Below are 17,187 nucleotides of genomic sequence, written 5' to 3' on the forward strand. Positions count from 1 at the left end.
CGAGCAACGCGGTCCGTGCGGCGCTCGCGCCCTACAGCAGCCGGAACGCGGCAAGCGCCACGGCTGTCGGCGGCAGTGCCGCCAGCAGCAGGTTCACCGCCGAGACCGTCTCCAGCGCGAAGTACCCCTTGAGGATGGACATGCCGGCCGGATTGGGCGCATTGGCGATCACCGTGAGGCCGCCGCCGGCCACCGCGCCCGTCACCAGCGCATACTTGAACTCGTCGCCGAGGCCTTCCACGAGCGAACCCAGGTAGGTGAGCGCGGCGTTGTCGGTGATGGCCGTCAGCGCCGCGGCGCCGTAGAACACGGCGTCGCTGCTCATGCTCATCAATGCCGGCTGCAGCCACCACTGCTGCTGCCCGCCCAGCACGACGAGGCCGGCCAGGAAGAACGCCACCAGCAAGCCCTCGCGCAGGATCAGCCGGTCCTGGAAGCGCGCATAGGCATGGGCCACGCCGAGGAAGAACAGGAACAGTCCCATGAACACCGGCGGATGGTGCGCGAACACCACCACGCCGGCGAGAAATGCCAGGTGCACCAGCACCAGCGGAAACGGCACCGGCGCCTCGGCGGCGGTGGCGGCGGGACGGTGCGCCGCCAGTTCGCGCGCGAACAGCGCGGTGACGCCTGCCGCGTTGACGAGCACCGCCAGGGCCGCCTTCCAGCCGATGTGCGCCATCATGAACGGCAGGTCCCAGCCCCATTTCGCCGCCACCATCAGCACCGGCGGCGCGGCATACGGCGTCAGCGTGCCGCCGATCGACACATTGACGAACAACACGCCCAGCGTGGCGTACTTCAGCCGTTCCGTAATGTTGCCGGAAAAGATGCGTTCGGCCAGGATCAGCGCGGCCAGCGTCATGGCGGCCGGCTCCGTGATGAACGAGCCCAGCAGTGGCACCAGCGCCAGCACGAGAAAGTAGGTCCCCACGCTGCCGGACAATGGCAGCGCCCGCGCCAGCAGCGCCACCGCCCCCTTCGTCGTCTGCAGGATCGGCCGGGTGGCGGCGATCACCATGATGACGAACACGAACATCGGCTCGGTAAAATTGCGGCTGTCCAGGTAAGCCACCGCGGAGCCGGTGCCGGCCGTGCTGCCGATGAACGCCACCAGCACCAGCGCCCAGAAGCCGAACACCACTTCGACTTCGCCCAGCAGGTGCCAGATGCCCGCATGCACCGGGAAGCGGTGCGCGCCCCGTTCGAACACCTTCGCGGTGAACGTGTGCAGGATGGCGACCGCGAACAGCGCCGCGCCGGCGATCTCGATGGTGCTGGGCGTCATGCATTTCCTCCGAAACAGTCAGCTCGACATTGTAAGCCGGCAATGACGACGCAAGACGGACAGCCTGGAGTTTGCAGGGTGATTCGGGCGGCCGGCGCCGCGCGCGGGCAACGGCGCGCGGCGCATTTGCTTATATGTATTGTGTCTAAGCCTGAATTGTGAGAAAGGGGAAATTGCCCTAAAATACAGTGCTTTGCTGAAGTTGGGATTGTTTTATCGACCGCTTCACACCAACATTGATAGGACTGCTATGACCCACGTTGTCACCGAATCTTGCATCGCCTGCCGGTATACGGACTGCGTCGATGTTTGCCCGGTAGATTGTTTCCGCGAAGGCCCGAACTTCCTGTCCATCGACCCCGATGAATGCATCGACTGCGCCGTGTGCGTGGCCGAGTGCCCGGTCAACGCCATTTTCGCGGAAGAAGATGTGCCGTCCGACCAGCAGCACTATATCAAGCTCAACGCGGACCTGTCCCGCAACTGGCCTTCGATCACGAAGACCAAGCCAGCCCTGCCGGAAGCCGAGCAGTTCAAGGACGTCAAGGAAAAGCTCAATTTGCTGGTGCGCTAACGGCAGCTCCCTCCGGCACCTTTGCGCCGGGCATGGTTTCATGCCCTCGCGCGCAGGCGTGCCGCATTTGAATTCACAGGATAGAAAATCGTCATGAATATCGTCAGCACCCCTCCAGGTGGCTTCCATGAAACGGACGCCGTCATCATCGGCGCCGGCCCCGTCGGCCTGTTCCAGGTCTTCGAACTGGGCCTGCTGGAAATCAAGGCCCACGTGATCGATTCGCTGGCGGCCGTCGGCGGCCAGTGCGTGGAGCTGTACCCGGACAAGCCGATCTACGATATTCCCGCGATCCCTTCCTGCACCGGCCAGGAATTGACGGACGGCCTGCTCAAGCAGATCGAACCGTTCGGCGCCACGTTCCACCTGGGCCAGGAAGTGACCCTGGTGCACAAGCGTGAAGACGGCCGTTTCGACGTTGAAACCAGCCTGGGCACCAAGCTCATCACGAAAACCATCTTCATCGCCGCCGGCGTCGGTTCGTTCCAGCCGCGCACGATGAAGGTGGACGGCCTGGAAGCCTTCGACGGCTCGCAGGTGTTCTACCGCGTGAAGGACCCGGCGCAGTTCGAAGGCAAGAACCTGGTCATCTGCGGCGGCGGCGATTCCGCGCTGGACTGGGCGCTGAACTTCGTCGGCAAGGCCGAGTCCGTGGTGCTGCTGCACCGCCGCGAGGATTTCCGTGCAGCACCGGCATCCGTTGCGAAAATGAAGCAGCTGTGCGAAGACTATGAAATGCAGCTGATCATCGGCCAGGTTTCCGGCATCGAGCAGAAGGATGGCAAGCTGTCCGAACTGCGCGTGACCGGCGCGGACGGCGTGACCCGCCGCGTGCCGCTGGACATGCTGCTGGTGTTCTACGGCCTGTCGCCGAAGCTGGGTCCGATTGCCGAATGGGGCCTGGACATCGAACGCAAGCAGCTGAAGGTGACGTCGACCGAGAAGTTCGAAACCAATGTGCCGGGTATTTTCGCCGTGGGCGACATCAATACGTATCCGGGCAAGAAAAAACTGATCCTGTCGGGCTTCCACGAGGCCGCGCTGGCCGCCTTCGGCGCCGCGCCCTACATCTTCCCGGACAAGAAGATCCACATGCAGTACACCACCACGTCGCCAAAACTCCACAAAGTTCTGGGCGTCGAATCGCCGGTCTTCGACTGAAAACCGGCCACCTGGGAGTGAACTTAGGTTGATATAAGTATCTCTTACCGGGGCTTCAGACGAGTCCTACAAAAAAGCAGCGGAAACGCTGCTTTTTTTGTTTCACGGGCACTATTATCGTGAGAACCAAGGGGTTCATTTCCTCATTTTGTTGCTTTACTGCACGTTCCTGACAGCAATCTGAAAATGCTTTACGTCAAGAACAAACGGCCTATAATGGACTTATGATTTCTGCGCTGCACGTTTTGTTGCAGTGCACATGACCCGGGAATACCTATGCTTTACCAACTTCACGAGATGCAACGTACCTTCCTGAACCCGCTGATGCAGTGGGCGGAAGCCTCTTCGAAACTGTTCAGCAACCCGGTATCGCCGCTCGCCCACACGCCGTTTTCGCAACGGATCGCCGCCGGCTACGAGTTGCTGTACCGCCTGGGCAAGGATTACGAAAAACCGCAGTTCGGCATCGATACCACCACCGTCGACGGCAAGCCGGTATCGATCATCGAGCATGCCGAAGTCACGAAGCCGTTCTGCCGCCTGCTCCACTTCCGCAAGGATGTGCGCGACGACCTGAAGCAGCCGACCGTGCTGCTGGTGGCGCCCCTGTCCGGCCACCACTCGACGCTGCTGCGCGACACGGTACGCGGCCTGCTGCCGGAACACGACGTCTACATCACCGACTGGACCGATGCGCGCATGGTGCCGCTGTCCGATGGCGCGTTCCATCTCGACGATTACATTTATTACGTACAGGACTTCATCCGCCACCTGGGACCGGACGTGCACGTGATTTCCGTGTGCCAGCCAACGGTGCCGGTGCTGGCCGCGATCTCGCTGATGGCGTCCAACAACGATCCGAAGCTGCCGAAGACGATGACGATGATGGGCGGCCCGATCGACCCGCGCAAATCGCCGACCGCCGTGAACAACCTGGCCATCGAAAAACCGTTCTCGTGGTTCGAGAACACCGTGATCTATCCGGTGCCGCCGAATTACCCGGGCTTTGGCCGCAAGGTCTACCCCGGCTTCCTGCAGCATGCCGGCTTCATCGCGATGAACCCGGGCCGCCACGCGCAATCGCATCGCGAGTTCTACATGCAACTGGTGCGCGGCGACGACGACTCGGCCGAAGGCCACCGCAAGTTCTACGACGAGTACAACGCCGTGCTCGACATGCCGTCCGAGTACTACCTCGATACGATCAAGACCGTGTTCCAGGAACACCGCCTGCCGAACGGCACGTGGGAAGTGGGCGGCCAGCTGGTGCGCCCGCAGGATATCAAGAACGTCGCGCTGCTGACCGTCGAAGGCGAACTGGACGATATTTCCGGCGCCGGCCAGACGCAGGCCGCCCACGAGCTGTGCAGCGGCATTCCGGCCGACAAGCAGGAAGACTACGTGGTGCCGGGCGCCGGCCACTATGGCATCTTCTCCGGCCGCCGCTGGCGCGAGCTGGTGTGCCCGAAGATCACCTCGTTCATCCGGCAACACGCCTGAGCCGCACGTATTCGCGGATATCTTCGGGTATCCGCAACGACTGGCCGCCCTCCCGGGGCGGCCTTTTTCATGGCAGGCAGTAACGCCTGGGCCGCCAGGGCGCGGCTACCGGCATCAATTTCCCGGCACCCCGAGCTCTCCGACCCGCCGCCAGTAATCCTTCTCCACCTGGCCGAAGTCGACGCCCTTCGCCGCGTCGTTGAACGCCCGCTGCTGCACGAGCCCGGCCTGCGTGCGCTTGAAGCACACATGCACCGGCCGCTCGCGGAACAGCCGTTCGTTGACGGCGACGCGATCGCGATCGACCGGGCCGAACCGCGTGGCGAGCAGGTAGCGCAGCACGCGCCGCTCCATCAGGATCGCCGGGAAACGCCGCGCCAGCAGCTTGCGCAGGTTGGTTTCGTCATTGACGGCCTCCTCCACGTCGAGCCGCCCCTGGCGGGCCAGCGCATCGAACTCGTCGCCGTTGGCGAAGCCGCCCACGGTACCGATGCGCACGCCACGCAGGTCGGCCACCTGCGCGGCGCGCACGGGTTTGTCCTTCAGGTAGACCAGCACCGTCAGCGTGTTGCCGACCGGCGCCGAGAAATGGCACAGCGTTTCACGTTCGGGGGTGCGCCACACCGCAAGGAAGCCGGCGTAGCGGCTGTCTTTCAGGCCCAGTTCCATCGCGCGCTTCCACGGAAAATAATCGATGCGGGCGGTGTAGCCAAGGCGGTCGAGCACGGTGCGCAGCATCGCCCCGGACAGGCCGTCGTCCGGCAGGTCGTCGCTGACGAAGGGCGGCCATTCCTCGGCCGCGAAGCGGATCGTTTGCGGCGTTTGCGCCACGACAGGAGTGACAGCGCCAGCGCACACACAGGCGAGTGCGCAAGCGCGCAGGCCTGGCAGTGCCCGATGGAACACGCCATGCCATATCTTGCGCGACAATCCGGGCATCGAATCGGGCATGAAATCGGGCATGAAGACAGCCGGCAGGCGGCGCGCGCTCATGCGGGACGTGTCTCGACAAAGGTCGGCTTTGCTTTGGTCATGAGCCGATGCTCCCACAAAGCGCAGCCAAAGCCAAGCGCGCCTTGCGTTATGCAACAGAACGCGCCGGCCCGATATGGCACGACCCGCCGCGAATGAAGGATAATGCGGCTTTGCAGCAGTGACGCCCACCTTGACTCACACCGTGACCGACCAGAAGCCCCTCGCCGACCGTATCGAAGACGTCTTGCCGCAGACGCAATGCACGAAGTGCGGCTATGCCGGCTGCCGGCCGTATGCGGAAGCGATCGCGGCGGGCGAGGCGCCCATCAACCAGTGCCCGCCCGGCGGCCACGAGGGCATCGTACGCCTTTCCGCCGTGACCGGTTACCCCGTCATCCCTCTGAACCCCGAGAACGGGCTGGAGCGGCCGCGCGCGGTGGCCTTCATCGACGAGGCGCTGTGCATCGGCTGCACGCTGTGCATCCAGGCCTGCCCGGTCGACGCGATCATGGGCGCGGCCAAGCAGATGCACACCATCATCCCCGAGCTGTGCACCGGCTGCGACCTGTGCGTGAAGCCGTGCCCGGTAGACTGCATCGTGATGTACCCGGTGACCGAGGCCACCGGCTGGAATGCCTGGTCGCAGGCCGACGCCGATGCCGCGCGCGACCGCCACGATTTCCGCCTGGCCCGCCTGAAGCGCGAGCGCGACGAAAACGATGCGCGGCTCGCCGCCAAGGCGCAGGCCAAGATGGCGGCCGTCGACAACCTCGCGCCGGCGAACGATGCCGAGCTGGCGGAAAAGGAACGCAAGCGCGCGATCATCGCCGCCGCGATGGAACGCGCCCGCCTGAAGGCGGAGGCAGCCAAGGCCGCCGCCGCCCAGGACAACAAACCCGACCAATGAACGCAGCCAAACGCCACGAAATCTTTCGCCGCCTGCGCGAAGCCAATCCCCATCCCACCACCGAGCTCGAATACACCACGCCGTTCGAACTGCTGATCGCCGTGCTGCTGTCGGCGCAGGCCACGGACGTGGGCGTCAACAAGGCCACGCGCAAGCTGTACCCCGTGGCGAACACGCCGCAGGCGATCCTCGACCTGGGCCTGGACGGGCTCATCGCGTATATCCAGACCATCGGCCTGTTCAACACCAAGGCGAAGAACGTGATGGCCACGTGCCGGATCCTCGTCGACCAGCACGGCGGCGAAGTGCCGCGCGACCGCGAGGCGCTCGAAGCGCTGCCCGGCGTGGGCCGCAAGACCGCCAACGTGGTGCTCAATACCGCCTTCGGCGAACCGACGATCGCGGTGGACACGCACATCTTCCGTGTTTCGAACCGCACCAATATCGCGCCGGGCAAGACGGTGGACATCGTCGAGCAGAAATTATTGAAGTTCGTGCCGAAGGAATTCCTGCAGGATGCCCACCACTGGCTGATCCTGCACGGCCGCTACACGTGCATCGCCCGCAAGCCGCAGTGCTGGAACTGCATGATCGTGGATCTGTGCGAATACAGGGACAAGACGCCGGCGCCGAAGGTGGTTTGAAGCGACAGCTGGGGGCGGTTGCGCTGCAGGGTCTGTCCCCGCCAGTCGTTGCCGCTGAACGCAACTGCCGGCGTTGATCGAGGGGACTGACCCCGGTTTTTTTGCGTGCAGCTGGCGGTTGAGCAGCTGGGGCCCATCCCCGCCGGTTGGCGGCCGTGACGCAGTCGTTGGCAGGGATCGAGCTGCCAGCTGGACTGGATGTCCACACTTACCGGGGACAGCCCCCTGCGGCTCACCCGGAAATGGTGTAAGACACCTGCCCCCTGCTGCCCGACGTTTATAGCAGCACCATGTTATCCCGGTGGATCAGTTCCTTCCCCTCGACATACCCGAGGATGGACTCGATCTCCGCCGACGGCTTGCGCAGGATGCGCCGGGCTTCGCCGCTGGTGTAGTTGGACAGGCCGCGGGCGATCGCCACGCCGCCCTGGCTGATGCAGGTGATGACGGCGCCGCGGCCGAATTCGCCGCGCACCTCGGTGACGCCGATCGGCAGCAGCGACTTGCCTTCGCGCGACACCTTTTCGATGGCGCCGGCATCGATGACGACCTGGCCCGCCGTGTGCAGGTGATCGGCCATCCACTGCTTGCGCGCGGTGAGGTGGCCGGTCTGCGCCTGCAGCTCGGTGCCGATCGCTTCGCCGGAGGCCAGCCGCGTCAGCACCTCGTCCTCGCGCCCGAACGCGATCACGGTGTGCGCGCCGGACTTGGCGGCGCGCCTGGCGGCCAGGATCTTGGTCAGCATGCCGCCGCGCCCCAGGCTCGAGCCGGCGCCGCCCGCCATCGCTTCGAGCTGCGGGTCGCCGGCGATGCCGCTGGTGATCAGGAAGGCCGCCGGGTCCTTGCGCGGATCGGCGGAGAACAGGCCGCGCTGGTCCGTCAGGATGATCAGCGCATCGGCCTCGATCAGGTTGGCCACCAGCGCGCCCAGCGTGTCGTTGTCGCCGAACTTGATTTCATCGGTGACGACCGTGTCGTTCTCGTTGATGATCGGCACCACGCCCAGCGACAGCAGCGTGGTCAGCGTGGAACGCGCGTTCAGGTAGCGTTCGCGGTCGGCCAGGTCGGCGTGCGTGAGCAGCACCTGCGCGGTGCCGATGCCGTGCGCGCGAAAGCTCGTTTCGTAGATCTGTGCCAGGCCCATCTGGCCCACGGCGGCGCAGGCCTGCAGTTCATGGATGTCGGTGGGGCGGTGCTCGAAGCCCAGGCGCAGCATGCCTTCGGCGATCGCGCCGGAGCTGACCAGCACGACCTGTTTGCCCAGCGTTCGCAGCGTGGCGATCTGTGCGGCCCAGCGCGCGATGGCGGCCTGGTCGAGGCCCCGGCCGTCGTTGGTGACGAGCGAGGAACCGACCTTGACGATGACGCGGCCGGCTTTCTGGACAACGGAATGTGTGATGCGCGAATTCATGGGGCGGCAAACTCTTATTGAAGGACTGGATCAAGTGCTGAAGTCGCCGGGCCGGTCGCCCTGCTTTGCCGCTGACGCCGCCCGCTCCGCGGGTGACGGATCGGGCAGGTAACAGTTGAGAGAATTTTAACCGGTAACGCGTGCGCTTACCGGGGCGGGATGCAAAAAGGGCCCGCGTGGCGGGCCCTTGGGAGGTAACGGACGGCGATCAGTCGAGGATCTTGAAACGCGGATCGTCCGGATCGATCGACGAGATGCCGCGCGCTTCCTCGGTCATCTGCGTTTCGCCGGCACGCTGCTCGCTGTGGCGCATCTTTTCCAGGTACAGGTAGATCGCGTTGACGAGTTCCTGCGTGCCTTCGCGGCCGAGCGCGGAAATCTCGAAGACCGGGCCCTTGAAGCCGAACTTCTTGACGAAGTCCTTCACGCGCTTGGCGCGCTCCGCTTCCGGCACCACGTCGAGCTTGTTCAGCACCAGCCAGCGCGGCTTGTCCAGCAGCGCTTCGTCGTACTTTTCCAGCTCTTTCACAAGCGCCTTGGCTTCCTTCACCGGGTCCACCGTGGCTTCGAACGGCGCCAGGTCGACGATGTGCAGCAGCAGGCCGGTGCGCGACAGGTGGCGCAGGAACTGGTGGCCGAGGCCCGCGCCTTCGGCGGCACCCTCGATCAGGCCTGGAATGTCGGCGATCACGAAGCTTTTTTCATGCGACACGCGCACCACGCCCAGGTTCGGGTGCAGCGTCGTGAACGGATAGTCGGCAATCTTCGGGCGCGCGTTCGACACGGCCGTGATGAACGTCGACTTGCCGGCGTTCGGCATGCCCAGCAGGCCCACGTCCGCCAGCACCTTCAGTTCCAGGCGCAGTTCGCGGCGTTCGCCTTCCTTGCCGTCGGTTTTCTGGCGCGGCGCGCGGTTGGTCGACGTCTTGAAGTGGATATTGCCCCAGCCGCCCTCGCCGCCCTTGGCCAGCATTTCGACCTGGCCATGCTCGGTCATGTCGGCGAGCATCTCGCCGGTCACGTCGTCGATGATCAGGGTGCCGACCGGCACGCGCAGCGTCACGTCGGCCGCGCCCTTGCCGTAGCAGTCGGAGCCGCGGCCCGGTTCGCCGTTGTCGGCGCGGTGCATTTTCGAATAGCGGTAGTCGACGAGCGTGTTGATGTTACGGTCGGCCACGGCCCAGATGGTGCCGCCGGTGCCGCCGTCGCCGCCGTCCGGGCCGCCGAATGGGCGAAACTTCTCACGCCGGAAAGAGGCGCAGCCGTTGCCGCCGTTACCGGCAATGACTTCGATGCGTGCTTCGTCGATGAACTTCATATCTACCGCCTGAAAATGAAAAAGGCTCCACCGATGGCAGAGCCTTTCGATAACAAAGGCTCGCGCCTTACATCACCGTGTGGGCTGAATTACTGAGCAGCCGGAACGACGGTAACGAACTTGTTGTTGCCTGCGCCCTTGACCACGAACTTGACCACGCCGTCGACCAGTGCGAACAGGGTGTGGTCCTTGCCGGTGCCAACGCCTTCGCCGGCGCGGACTGGGGTGCCACGCTGGCGGATGATGATGCCGCCGGCGTTGATCGTTTGACCGCCGTAAACCTTAACGCCCAGGCGCTTTGATTCGGAATCGCGGCCGTTGCGGGTAGTACCGCCACCTTTTTTGTGTGCCATTTATTGCTCCTTGATTGAAGAATTCAGATAACAGCGATTAGCCGTTGATCGAAACGATTTGGATTTCGGTGTAGTTCTGGCGATGGCCCTGGTGCTTCTGGTAGTGCTTACGACGGCGCATCTTGAAGATCTTGACCTTGTCGTGACGACCTTGGGAAACCACTTTCACGAGAACCGTTGCACCTTCAACCAGTGGAGCACCAAACTTGATGCTGTCGCCCGCGCCAACGGCGAGGACTTGATCGATGGTGAGTTCGGAACCAATGTCAGCAGGTATCTGTTCTACTTTGAGTTTTTCGCCAGCGACAACTTTGTATTGCTTGCCACCGGTTTTTATGACCGCGTACATGATTTGAAACCTCATCAAATGTTAAGAAAATTCCCCTGCTCGACACCCGCGTCGACGGTACCTTGACGTGGGCGGAACTCAGAGAACCAACGATTATACATGCATGCCAAAATGCCGTCAAAAACTAATTCACAAAGCCTGGCGCTCGTGGTATGTCGGCAACTAAAGACGTGCATGTCGTATAATCGCGGCACTTCAAACCCGACCGTAGCAGGCTCGCCTTGTCCACCCAATCCACCAGCCAGAACAACATCATCAGCACCATCGCGGCCGACATGGACGCCGTCAACGGCGTGATCCGCCAGCGACTGCACTCGGAGGTGGCGTTGGTCAACCAGATCGCTGAATACATCATCAGCGCCGGCGGCAAGCGGATCCGCCCGGTACTGGTGCTGCTGGTGGCGAATGCCTACAAGTATGACGGCGCGGCGCACCATGAACTGGCGGCGGTGGTCGAATTCATCCACACGGCCACCCTGCTGCATGACGACGTGGTCGACGAATCGTCGCTGCGCCGCGGCCGCGCCACGGCCAATGCGCTGTTCGGCAACGCCGCCTCCGTGCTGGTGGGCGATTTCCTGTACTCGCGCTCGTTCCAGATGATGGTCTCGCTGAACAATATGCGCGTGATGCAGATCCTGTCGGACGCCACCAACGTGATCGCCGAAGGCGAAGTGCTGCAGCTGCTGAACATGCACGATCCGGATGTGAGCGAAGAAGCTTACCTGAAGGTGATCCGCTCGAAGACGGCCAAGCTGTTCGAGGCGGCCGCGGAACTGGGCGCGCTGGTGGCCGGCGCGAACGACGGGCTGATCGCCGCCGCCGGCGAATACGGCCGCTCGCTGGGCACCGCGTTCCAGCTGATCGACGACGTGCTCGATTACGCCGGCGACGCCACCGAGATCGGCAAGAACGTCGGCGACGACCTGCGCGAAGGCAAGCCGACGCTGCCGCTGATCTACCTGATGGAACACGGTACGGAAGAGCAGCGCCAGCTGGTGCGCTCGTGCATCGAAACGGGCGACGAACAGCACTTCGACGCCGTGCTCTCGGCAATCACCGCCAGCGGCGCCCTCGATTACACGCGCCGCGCCGCCGAAGTGCAGGCCGACCGCGCCACCGCGGCGCTGGCGGGCATGCCGGAGAGCCGCTACAAGGATTCGCTGCTGCAGCTGGCCCGCTTCGCGGTGGACCGCACGCATTGAGCGGATCGCACTGAACGCCGGCCGCGGTCTTGCGCCGCATTTGCTCATCACGGGCGTGCCGGCATGGCGCCCCGAGCAAGATGGTGATCGTTTCCACCCGTCTCCGGCAAAGCCGCGCCCCTTCCACCGCATTGGCTGGAACACAACTATAATCGGCGTTCCCACAGAGGACGTCCACCCATGAGAAAAAACCCCGCCCCGGGCGAATCCCCCGCCGCCGAACCGCGGCTGTACCGCGTCGTTGCCGGCCGCGTCCAGCAAATGATCCAGGACGACAACATCGGCCCCGGCGAACGCCTGCCTGCCGAGCGTGAACTGGCCGCCAGGCTGTCGGTCAGCCGCGCCTCGCTGCGCGAGGCGCTGATCGCGCTGGAACTGGGCGGCGTGGTCGAAGTGCGCGGCGGTTCCGGCGTCTATGTCTGCGAACAGCCGCTGCCGGCGGACGTGCCGGAAACCGGCCCCGGCCCCTTCGAAGTGCTGGCCGCGCGCCGCATGATCGAATCGGAAATCGCCGCCATCGCCGCCAAGGCCGCCACCGGCGCCGCCGTCGATGCGATCCTGAAGGCCGTGGAGCAGATGGAGCGCCACCACGAAGACCGCGCCAGCAACGAGATGGCCGACCGCAACTTTCACCTGGCGATCGCCCGCGCCACCGGCAACACCGCGCTCGTCGGCGTGGTCGAATACCTGTGGAACAACCGCGGCTCGCTGTGGCACAAGCTGAAGGAACACTACCAGACCGAGGAACTGCGGCTGCAGACGCTGCCGGACCACCGTAAAATCCTCGAAGCCATCGCCTCCCACGACGCCGCCGGCGCCCGGCACGCCATGCGTGCCCACCTGGAGCGCGTCACGCGCACGTTCTCGCGCGGCTGATTCCCCGCTTCTGACATACCTGCTCCTGCCGGGTTCGTGTCACATTGGTGCCAGGCACCGATGTGACACGAGCCCGGCCATATTCAGGCATGCGCTGGCCCCGCAAGTAATTTTCGAGTTTCCCGCACCACGGATCAGGTTCATCCGTGGTCGCCCACCTTGCTTAACTGGCCAGACCAATCTAGAATGGCCTGACCAAAAAGCCACGCCAACCCGACGGAGACAAGGTGAAAAACTCGAAGAAACTGCTGGCCGCCCTGGCCTGCTGCACGCTGCTGGGCGCCGCCCATGCCGAAGGCCCCTTCCGCAATACGGACAACAAGAACCTGAAGGATGTCTCCGAAGGCACCTATCCCGTGCCGTACAAGATGCCGGTCGTGGCCGAGATCACCGAGCAGCTGAACCGGATCCGCGCCTACATGGATCACGCCACGCCGACGTCCGTCGTCAACCGCAAGACCGGCGCGCCGATCACGGACTTCAAGACCCCCGTGGCCGACGCGGCCTTCGCGGAAGCGGCCGGCGACTACGGCATCATGGTGTACGAGATGGGCGTGGTGCATGCTGGCCTGATGAGCGCCGCGGAAGCCACCGGCGACAAGCGCTTCACCGCGATGACCAAGCGCCACTTCGACTTCTTCGGCCAGACGCTGCCCTACTTCCGCGCGCAGGAATCGAAGTTCCACCTGGAGCGCCAGAACAGCTTCGCGCGCTTCATCGATCCCCGTTCGCTGGACGACACCGGCTCGATGTGCGCCGCGCTGATGCGCGCCAAGGCGGCGAAGATCGGCCCGGACCTGTCGTGGATGATCAACAGCTGCAACGACTGGGTGTCGAACAAGCAGTTCCGCCTGGCCGACGGCACGATGGCCCGCAAGCGCCCGCAGGCCGTTTCGCTGTGGGGCGACGACATGTACATGGCCATTCCCGCGCTGGCCGAGGCGGGCCGCATGACGGGCGAGCGCAAGTACTTCGACCTGGCGGTGGCCAATGTGCTGGGCATGTCCGAGCGTCTGTACAACCCGCAGCTGAACCTGTTCACGCACGGCTGGCACGAGCACGTGCCGAACGCGCCGCGCTTCTATTGGGCCCGGGCGAACGGCTGGGCGGTCGTGGCGATGAGCGACCTGCTCGACGTGCTGCCGAAAGACCACCCCGGCTACGACAAGGTGCTGAACCAGCTGCGCTCCACGCTGAAGGGCATCGCCGAACTGCAGTCCGGCACCGGCCTGTGGCACCAGATGATCGACCGTAACGACTCGTACCTGGAAACGTCCGCCTCGGCGATGTTCACCTACGTGATCGCCCACGCGATCAACCAGGGCTGGATCAACCCCACCACGTATGGCTCGGTCGCGCAGGCCGGCTGGGTGGCCCTGACCACGAAGATCAACGACAAGGGCCAGGTCGAAGGCACCTGCGTGGGCACCACCCTCGCATCGGACCAGGTCTACTACTACAACCGCCCGACCAGCGTGCACGCGCTGCACGGCTACGGCCCGGTGCTGCTGGCCGGCGCCGAGATGATCAAGCTGCTGAAGAACCCGAAGGTGAGCGTGGAGTACAAGCTGCGCACCTACCATTACCAACCGAAGGATGGCGGCAAGACCGACTACCGCGAACACCAATAAGGGATGACGATGACCCGTACCACTTTCAAGCTGGCGACAGTTTCCGCGCTGCTGCTGGCAGCGAACATCGGCAATGCCGCCGGCCTGCGCGTGACGCTGTCGCATGACCTGGACAGCGCCCGCCCGTCCGAGACGGTGACGATCGCGTGGAAGGACGTGAACGCCGCGCTGCCCGGCGCCCTGATCCAGCGCATCGCGGTGAAGGATGCCAGCGGCAAGGTGGTGCCGTTCCAGGTGACCAACGTGGCGCCGCACGCCAAGGACCCGCAGAACGTGGGCGCCGCCTACGGCGACCTGATCTTCCAGCACAGCTTCAGGGCCGGCGAGAAGAGCGCCACCTACACGGTGGAAAAAACCGAGACGATCGCACCGGTGTTCCCGGCGCAGACATCGGCCCGCTACATCCAGGAACGCCTGGACGATTTCGGCTGGGAGAACGACAAGCTGGCGCACCGCACCTACGGCCCCGCGCTGATGGCGCCGGCGCCGGCGGGCAGCGGCAAGGAAGTGCTGCAGACCTCCGGCCTGGACCTGTGGTTCAAGCGCGTGCCGTATCCGATCGTCGACCGCTGGTACAACAAGGGCCATGACCATTACCACAAGGACGAAGGCGAAGGCATGGACTTCTACAACGTCGGCAAGTCGCGCGGTGCCGGCGGCACCGGCGTGTGGGATGGCAAGACGCTGCACGTGTCGGCCAACTACGCCGGCTGGAAGGTGCTGGCCAATGGCCCGATCCGCTCGATCTTCGAGCTGCGCTACGACAGCTGGGACGCCGCCGGCACGGCGGTCACGGAAGTCAAGCGCTTCACGGTGGATGCCGGCCACCAGCTGGACCGCATCGACAGCACGTTCGAGTTCAAGGGCCCGTCCACGCTGACGGTGGCCGTGGGCCTGAACAAGACGCCGACCGACAAGGGCGAGAACGGCGTGGTCGACGTCAAGCGGGACAAGGCATCCGGCACGCTGCTGCAGTGGATCGAGCAGCGCAGCAAGGGCGCGTTCGGCACGGCCGTGATCCTGCCGGGCGCGCAGGAATTCACGGATGACGCGCTGAACAATCTCGTGCTGGCGCAGGTGAAATCGGGTGAGCCGCTGCGCTATTACGCCGGCGGCGCGTGGAGCGGTGCGAAGGAGATCACCACCGCGGCGCAGTGGCAGGCTTACGTGGCCGACTTCGCGAAGCGGGCCGCGAGCCCGGTGAAGGTGAACCTGCAGGCGCAGCCTTGAACACGATGGCCTGAAGGTTACAGACCCCGTTCCGGCAGGGCCGGCGCAATTGGAGTTGCGCCGGCCCTTTGCTTTTCCTTACAGGATTTCATGCACCAGGGCGGGCGGCCGGCACAGCCGCACGCCCTTCTCCGTGACCACGAACGGGCGGTTGATCAGCGCCGGATGGGCGCTCATCGCGTCAAGCAGCTGGTCGTCCGTCAGCGCCGCATCGGCGAGCTTCAATTGTTCGTACAAGTCGCCCTTGTCCCGCATCGCGCCGCGCGGCGTGAGACCCGCGCGGGCGATGATGTCCGCCAGTTCGGCGCGCGTCGGCGGATTCTTCACGTAATCGATGATCACGGGTTCGATGCCCGCTTCGCGGATCAGCGCGAGTGCGCCGCGCGAATTGCTGCATGCGTTGTTGTGGTAGATGGTAATGGGCATGGGAACTCCGGGCGTTGTTTTGACAGGGCCGGATGATAACGGAAGCAGGTGCGCAAAGGCTTCGTGGGAGCCGGGCACTCGACGCTTCGTGCCGGACAGTTGTCACCAATCGTGAAATCTGATGTAATAATGCCTACACCGTCGGGGTGTAGCTTAGCCCGGTAGAGCGCTACGTTCGGGACGTAGAGGCCGGAGGTTCGAATCCTCTCACCCCGACCAAATTCCTCGCTTCAAATCAATCACTTACGAAGCCAGCTTTCTGGCTTCTCATGTCCATCCTGCTGAACGGCCAATTGATACGACTCTTCGGCGGTTCGACTTTGGCTGCGCGATCGGCACAAACAGGGGATCAGCAGGACGACACAATGCTTGGCTATGGCAATGGGGCTTGTCTCGCCGGTGTCGTAAACCTGCCCACGTCAATCGGCCAAATCCCAGCGGACAAAGTACAGTCATCAGATTGCGCGGAGCTCCGCTGAATTGGGGGGTGAAACATTGCAATTGCCGTGTCAACGCGGTTAGCCGATCGTACGGCACGCCTATCCAAACCTGCTGATACCGGTCAGAGCGGGCTATCTATGAGGACTTCCCGAGTTCTTCGGATGCGATATGCGCCAGGTCAAGCAAGGCATGCAGTTCCGAACTGCGAAGCTTTCGTGGCTCACGATCGATGACGCACAGCGTACCAAGCACGTGGCCGGTCTTGCCACTTACCGGAACGCCGGCGTAGAAGCGAATGCGTGGTTCGTTCTGGACAAGAGGGTTGGTGAAAAATCGTGGATCACTTGCGGCATCCTCGACAATAAAGGGCTCCGTACCCAGTACTGTATGCGAGCAGAATGCCCATTCGCGTGGGGTTTCCTGTGCATCGAGCCCTACGCGCGCCTTGAACCACTGCCGTGTAGATGTCAGCAGGGAAATGAGTGCAATCGGTGACCCGGTTGCGAGCGATGCGAGCCGCACTATTCGATCAAAACGCTGTTCCGCAGCGGTATCGACAAGCCCGGAACCATACAGGGCTTTCAGCCGATCCTGCTCGCTCCGACTGACAGGGTAGCCAGGATGTGCCTTGGCCAAAAATTCAGCAGCCGGTATCGTGGAGGTACTCATTTCACCGGCGACGGCATACCGGGCCTCATCGGGGAGCGGGGCCAGTTGCAGCAAATGCCCAATTTCATCAAACCTTGTCCGACGATGCCCGCCCGGAGTTTTCCAGGAAACGATCAGGCCGTTTTCCATCCACGCCTGTACAGTGCTCGTCGCTACGCCCAGGATCCGTGCCACTGCCGTGGTAGTAAGAATACTATCCTTGTCCAAAACCGGTATATCCTTCCATCAG

General features: G+C 63.8%; 17 protein-coding genes and 1 tRNA gene. 10 read left to right on the forward strand and 8 right to left on the reverse strand.

Features of this window, described 5'->3' with window-relative positions; translation table 11 throughout:
• Window positions 1–31: 31 nt before the first annotated feature.
• Window positions 32–1,288 (reverse strand): putative Na+/H+ antiporter, encoded by a 1,257-nt coding sequence (locus tag GJV26_RS08170; protein WP_155708391.1) that lies wholly within the window; start codon window positions 1,286–1,288, stop codon window positions 32–34.
• A 250-nt stretch (window positions 1,289–1,538) separates the two neighbouring features.
• On the opposite strand from GJV26_RS08170, the gene fdxA reads away from it, so the two are divergent.
• The 3 genes from fdxA (at window position 1,539) to GJV26_RS08185 (ending at window position 4,523) form a co-directional block, all read left to right on the forward strand.
• Window positions 1,539–1,862 (forward strand): ferredoxin FdxA, encoded by a 324-nt coding sequence (fdxA, locus tag GJV26_RS08175; protein ID WP_155708392.1) that lies wholly within the window; start codon window positions 1,539–1,541, stop codon window positions 1,860–1,862.
• Between the two features lie 93 nt (window positions 1,863–1,955).
• Complete coding sequence (locus tag GJV26_RS08180) at window positions 1,956–3,023, forward strand: NAD(P)/FAD-dependent oxidoreductase (protein ID WP_155708393.1); 1,068 nt, start codon at window positions 1,956–1,958, stop codon at window positions 3,021–3,023.
• 276 nt (window positions 3,024–3,299) lie between these two features.
• Complete coding sequence (locus GJV26_RS08185) at window positions 3,300–4,523, forward strand: polyhydroxyalkanoate depolymerase (RefSeq protein ID WP_155708394.1); 1,224 nt, start codon at window positions 3,300–3,302, stop codon at window positions 4,521–4,523.
• A gap of 114 nt (window positions 4,524–4,637) precedes the next feature.
• Here the strand turns inward: GJV26_RS08185 and GJV26_RS08190 are convergent, their stop codons facing one another.
• Window positions 4,638–5,516, reverse strand: a complete 879-nt coding sequence (locus GJV26_RS08190) for a substrate-binding periplasmic protein (protein WP_229419219.1) — start codon at window positions 5,514–5,516, stop codon at window positions 4,638–4,640.
• A gap of 184 nt (window positions 5,517–5,700) precedes the next feature.
• On the opposite strand from GJV26_RS08190, the gene rsxB reads away from it, so the two are divergent.
• Complete coding sequence (gene rsxB, locus GJV26_RS08195) at window positions 5,701–6,405, forward strand: electron transport complex subunit RsxB (protein ID WP_189441768.1); 705 nt, start codon at window positions 5,701–5,703, stop codon at window positions 6,403–6,405.
• A complete protein-coding gene (nth, locus tag GJV26_RS08200) occupies window positions 6,402–7,049 on the forward strand; it encodes an endonuclease III (protein WP_155708396.1) in 648 nt (215 codons plus the stop codon). Before rsxB ends, nth begins: the two co-directional genes overlap by 4 nt.
• A gap of 277 nt (window positions 7,050–7,326) precedes the next feature.
• Here the strand turns inward: nth and proB are convergent, their stop codons facing one another.
• The 4 genes from proB to rplU form a co-directional block, all read right to left on the reverse strand.
• Complete coding sequence (proB, locus tag GJV26_RS08205) at window positions 7,327–8,460, reverse strand: glutamate 5-kinase (RefSeq protein WP_155708397.1); 1,134 nt, start codon at window positions 8,458–8,460, stop codon at window positions 7,327–7,329.
• A 208-nt stretch (window positions 8,461–8,668) separates the two neighbouring features.
• Window positions 8,669–9,778 (reverse strand): GTPase ObgE, encoded by a 1,110-nt coding sequence (obgE, locus tag GJV26_RS08210; RefSeq protein ID WP_155708398.1) that lies wholly within the window; start codon window positions 9,776–9,778, stop codon window positions 8,669–8,671.
• Between the two features lie 89 nt (window positions 9,779–9,867).
• Window positions 9,868–10,131 (reverse strand): 50S ribosomal protein L27, encoded by a 264-nt coding sequence (gene rpmA, locus GJV26_RS08215; protein WP_155471762.1) that lies wholly within the window; start codon window positions 10,129–10,131, stop codon window positions 9,868–9,870.
• A 37-nt stretch (window positions 10,132–10,168) separates the two neighbouring features.
• Entirely contained in the window at window positions 10,169–10,480 is a 312-nt protein-coding gene (gene rplU / locus GJV26_RS08220) for a 50S ribosomal protein L21 (protein ID WP_130185982.1), read from the reverse strand.
• 221 nt (window positions 10,481–10,701) lie between these two features.
• Between rplU and ispB the strand changes: the two genes are divergently transcribed.
• From ispB to GJV26_RS08240, 4 genes are all read left to right on the forward strand, one after another.
• Entirely contained in the window at window positions 10,702–11,685 is a 984-nt protein-coding gene (gene ispB / locus GJV26_RS08225) for an octaprenyl diphosphate synthase (RefSeq protein WP_260114799.1), read from the forward strand.
• 180 nt (window positions 11,686–11,865) lie between these two features.
• Entirely contained in the window at window positions 11,866–12,561 is a 696-nt protein-coding gene (locus GJV26_RS08230; protein ID WP_155708399.1) for a FadR/GntR family transcriptional regulator, read from the forward strand.
• Between the two features lie 227 nt (window positions 12,562–12,788).
• Window positions 12,789–14,192, forward strand: a complete 1,404-nt coding sequence (locus tag GJV26_RS08235; protein WP_189441759.1) for a glycoside hydrolase family 88/105 protein — start codon at window positions 12,789–12,791, stop codon at window positions 14,190–14,192.
• 9 nt (window positions 14,193–14,201) lie between these two features.
• Window positions 14,202–15,422 carry a BT3233 family polysaccharide utilization protein gene (locus tag GJV26_RS08240; protein WP_229419220.1) on the forward strand — a complete coding sequence of 407 codons (1,221 nt, stop codon included), beginning with the start codon at window positions 14,202–14,204 and terminating at the stop codon, window positions 15,420–15,422.
• Window positions 15,423–15,500: 78 nt separating this feature from the next.
• Here the strand turns inward: GJV26_RS08240 and arsC are convergent, their stop codons facing one another.
• Window positions 15,501–15,848 carry an arsenate reductase (glutaredoxin) gene (arsC, locus tag GJV26_RS08245; RefSeq protein ID WP_155708402.1) on the reverse strand — a complete coding sequence of 116 codons (348 nt, stop codon included), beginning with the start codon at window positions 15,846–15,848 and terminating at the stop codon, window positions 15,501–15,503.
• A 142-nt stretch (window positions 15,849–15,990) separates the two neighbouring features.
• Here arsC and GJV26_RS08250 point away from each other — a divergent pair.
• Window positions 15,991–16,067, forward strand: a tRNA-Pro gene (locus GJV26_RS08250).
• Between the two features lie 357 nt (window positions 16,068–16,424).
• Here the strand turns inward: GJV26_RS08250 and GJV26_RS08255 are convergent.
• The gene (locus tag GJV26_RS08255) at window positions 16,425–17,165 is read right to left on the reverse strand and encodes a GAF domain-containing protein (protein ID WP_260114800.1); all 741 of its coding nucleotides are present in this window, start codon (window positions 17,163–17,165) and stop codon (window positions 16,425–16,427) included.
• Between the last annotated feature and the right edge of the window lie 22 nt (window positions 17,166–17,187).

The organism is Pseudoduganella dura (genome assembly GCF_009727155.1).
In the GTDB taxonomy this organism is placed as follows: Bacteria; Pseudomonadota; Gammaproteobacteria; order Burkholderiales; family Burkholderiaceae_D; genus Rugamonas; species Rugamonas dura.

Coding starts and splice junctions, on each gene's coding strand:
- GJV26_RS08170 (WP_155708391.1), bottom strand. CDS start 1,288: ATGACGCCCAGCACCATCGAGATCGCCGGCGCGGCGCTGTTCGCGGTC.
- fdxA (WP_155708392.1), top strand. CDS start 1,539: ATGACCCACGTTGTCACCGAATCTTGCATCGCCTGCCGGTATACGGAC.
- GJV26_RS08180 (WP_155708393.1), top strand. CDS start 1,956: ATGAATATCGTCAGCACCCCTCCAGGTGGCTTCCATGAAACGGACGCC.
- GJV26_RS08185 (WP_155708394.1), top strand. CDS start 3,300: ATGCTTTACCAACTTCACGAGATGCAACGTACCTTCCTGAACCCGCTG.
- GJV26_RS08190 (WP_229419219.1), bottom strand. CDS start 5,516: ATGAGCGCGCGCCGCCTGCCGGCTGTCTTCATGCCCGATTTCATGCCC.
- nth (WP_155708396.1), top strand. CDS start 6,402: ATGAACGCAGCCAAACGCCACGAAATCTTTCGCCGCCTGCGCGAAGCC.
- proB (WP_155708397.1), bottom strand. CDS start 8,460: ATGAATTCGCGCATCACACATTCCGTTGTCCAGAAAGCCGGCCGCGTC.
- obgE (WP_155708398.1), bottom strand. CDS start 9,778: ATGAAGTTCATCGACGAAGCACGCATCGAAGTCATTGCCGGTAACGGC.
- rpmA (WP_155471762.1), bottom strand. CDS start 10,131: ATGGCACACAAAAAAGGTGGCGGTACTACCCGCAACGGCCGCGATTCC.
- rplU (WP_130185982.1), bottom strand. CDS start 10,480: ATGTACGCGGTCATAAAAACCGGTGGCAAGCAATACAAAGTTGTCGCT.
- GJV26_RS08230 (WP_155708399.1), top strand. CDS start 11,866: ATGAGAAAAAACCCCGCCCCGGGCGAATCCCCCGCCGCCGAACCGCGG.
- GJV26_RS08240 (WP_229419220.1), top strand. CDS start 14,202: ATGACCCGTACCACTTTCAAGCTGGCGACAGTTTCCGCGCTGCTGCTG.
- arsC (WP_155708402.1), bottom strand. CDS start 15,848: ATGCCCATTACCATCTACCACAACAACGCATGCAGCAATTCGCGCGGC.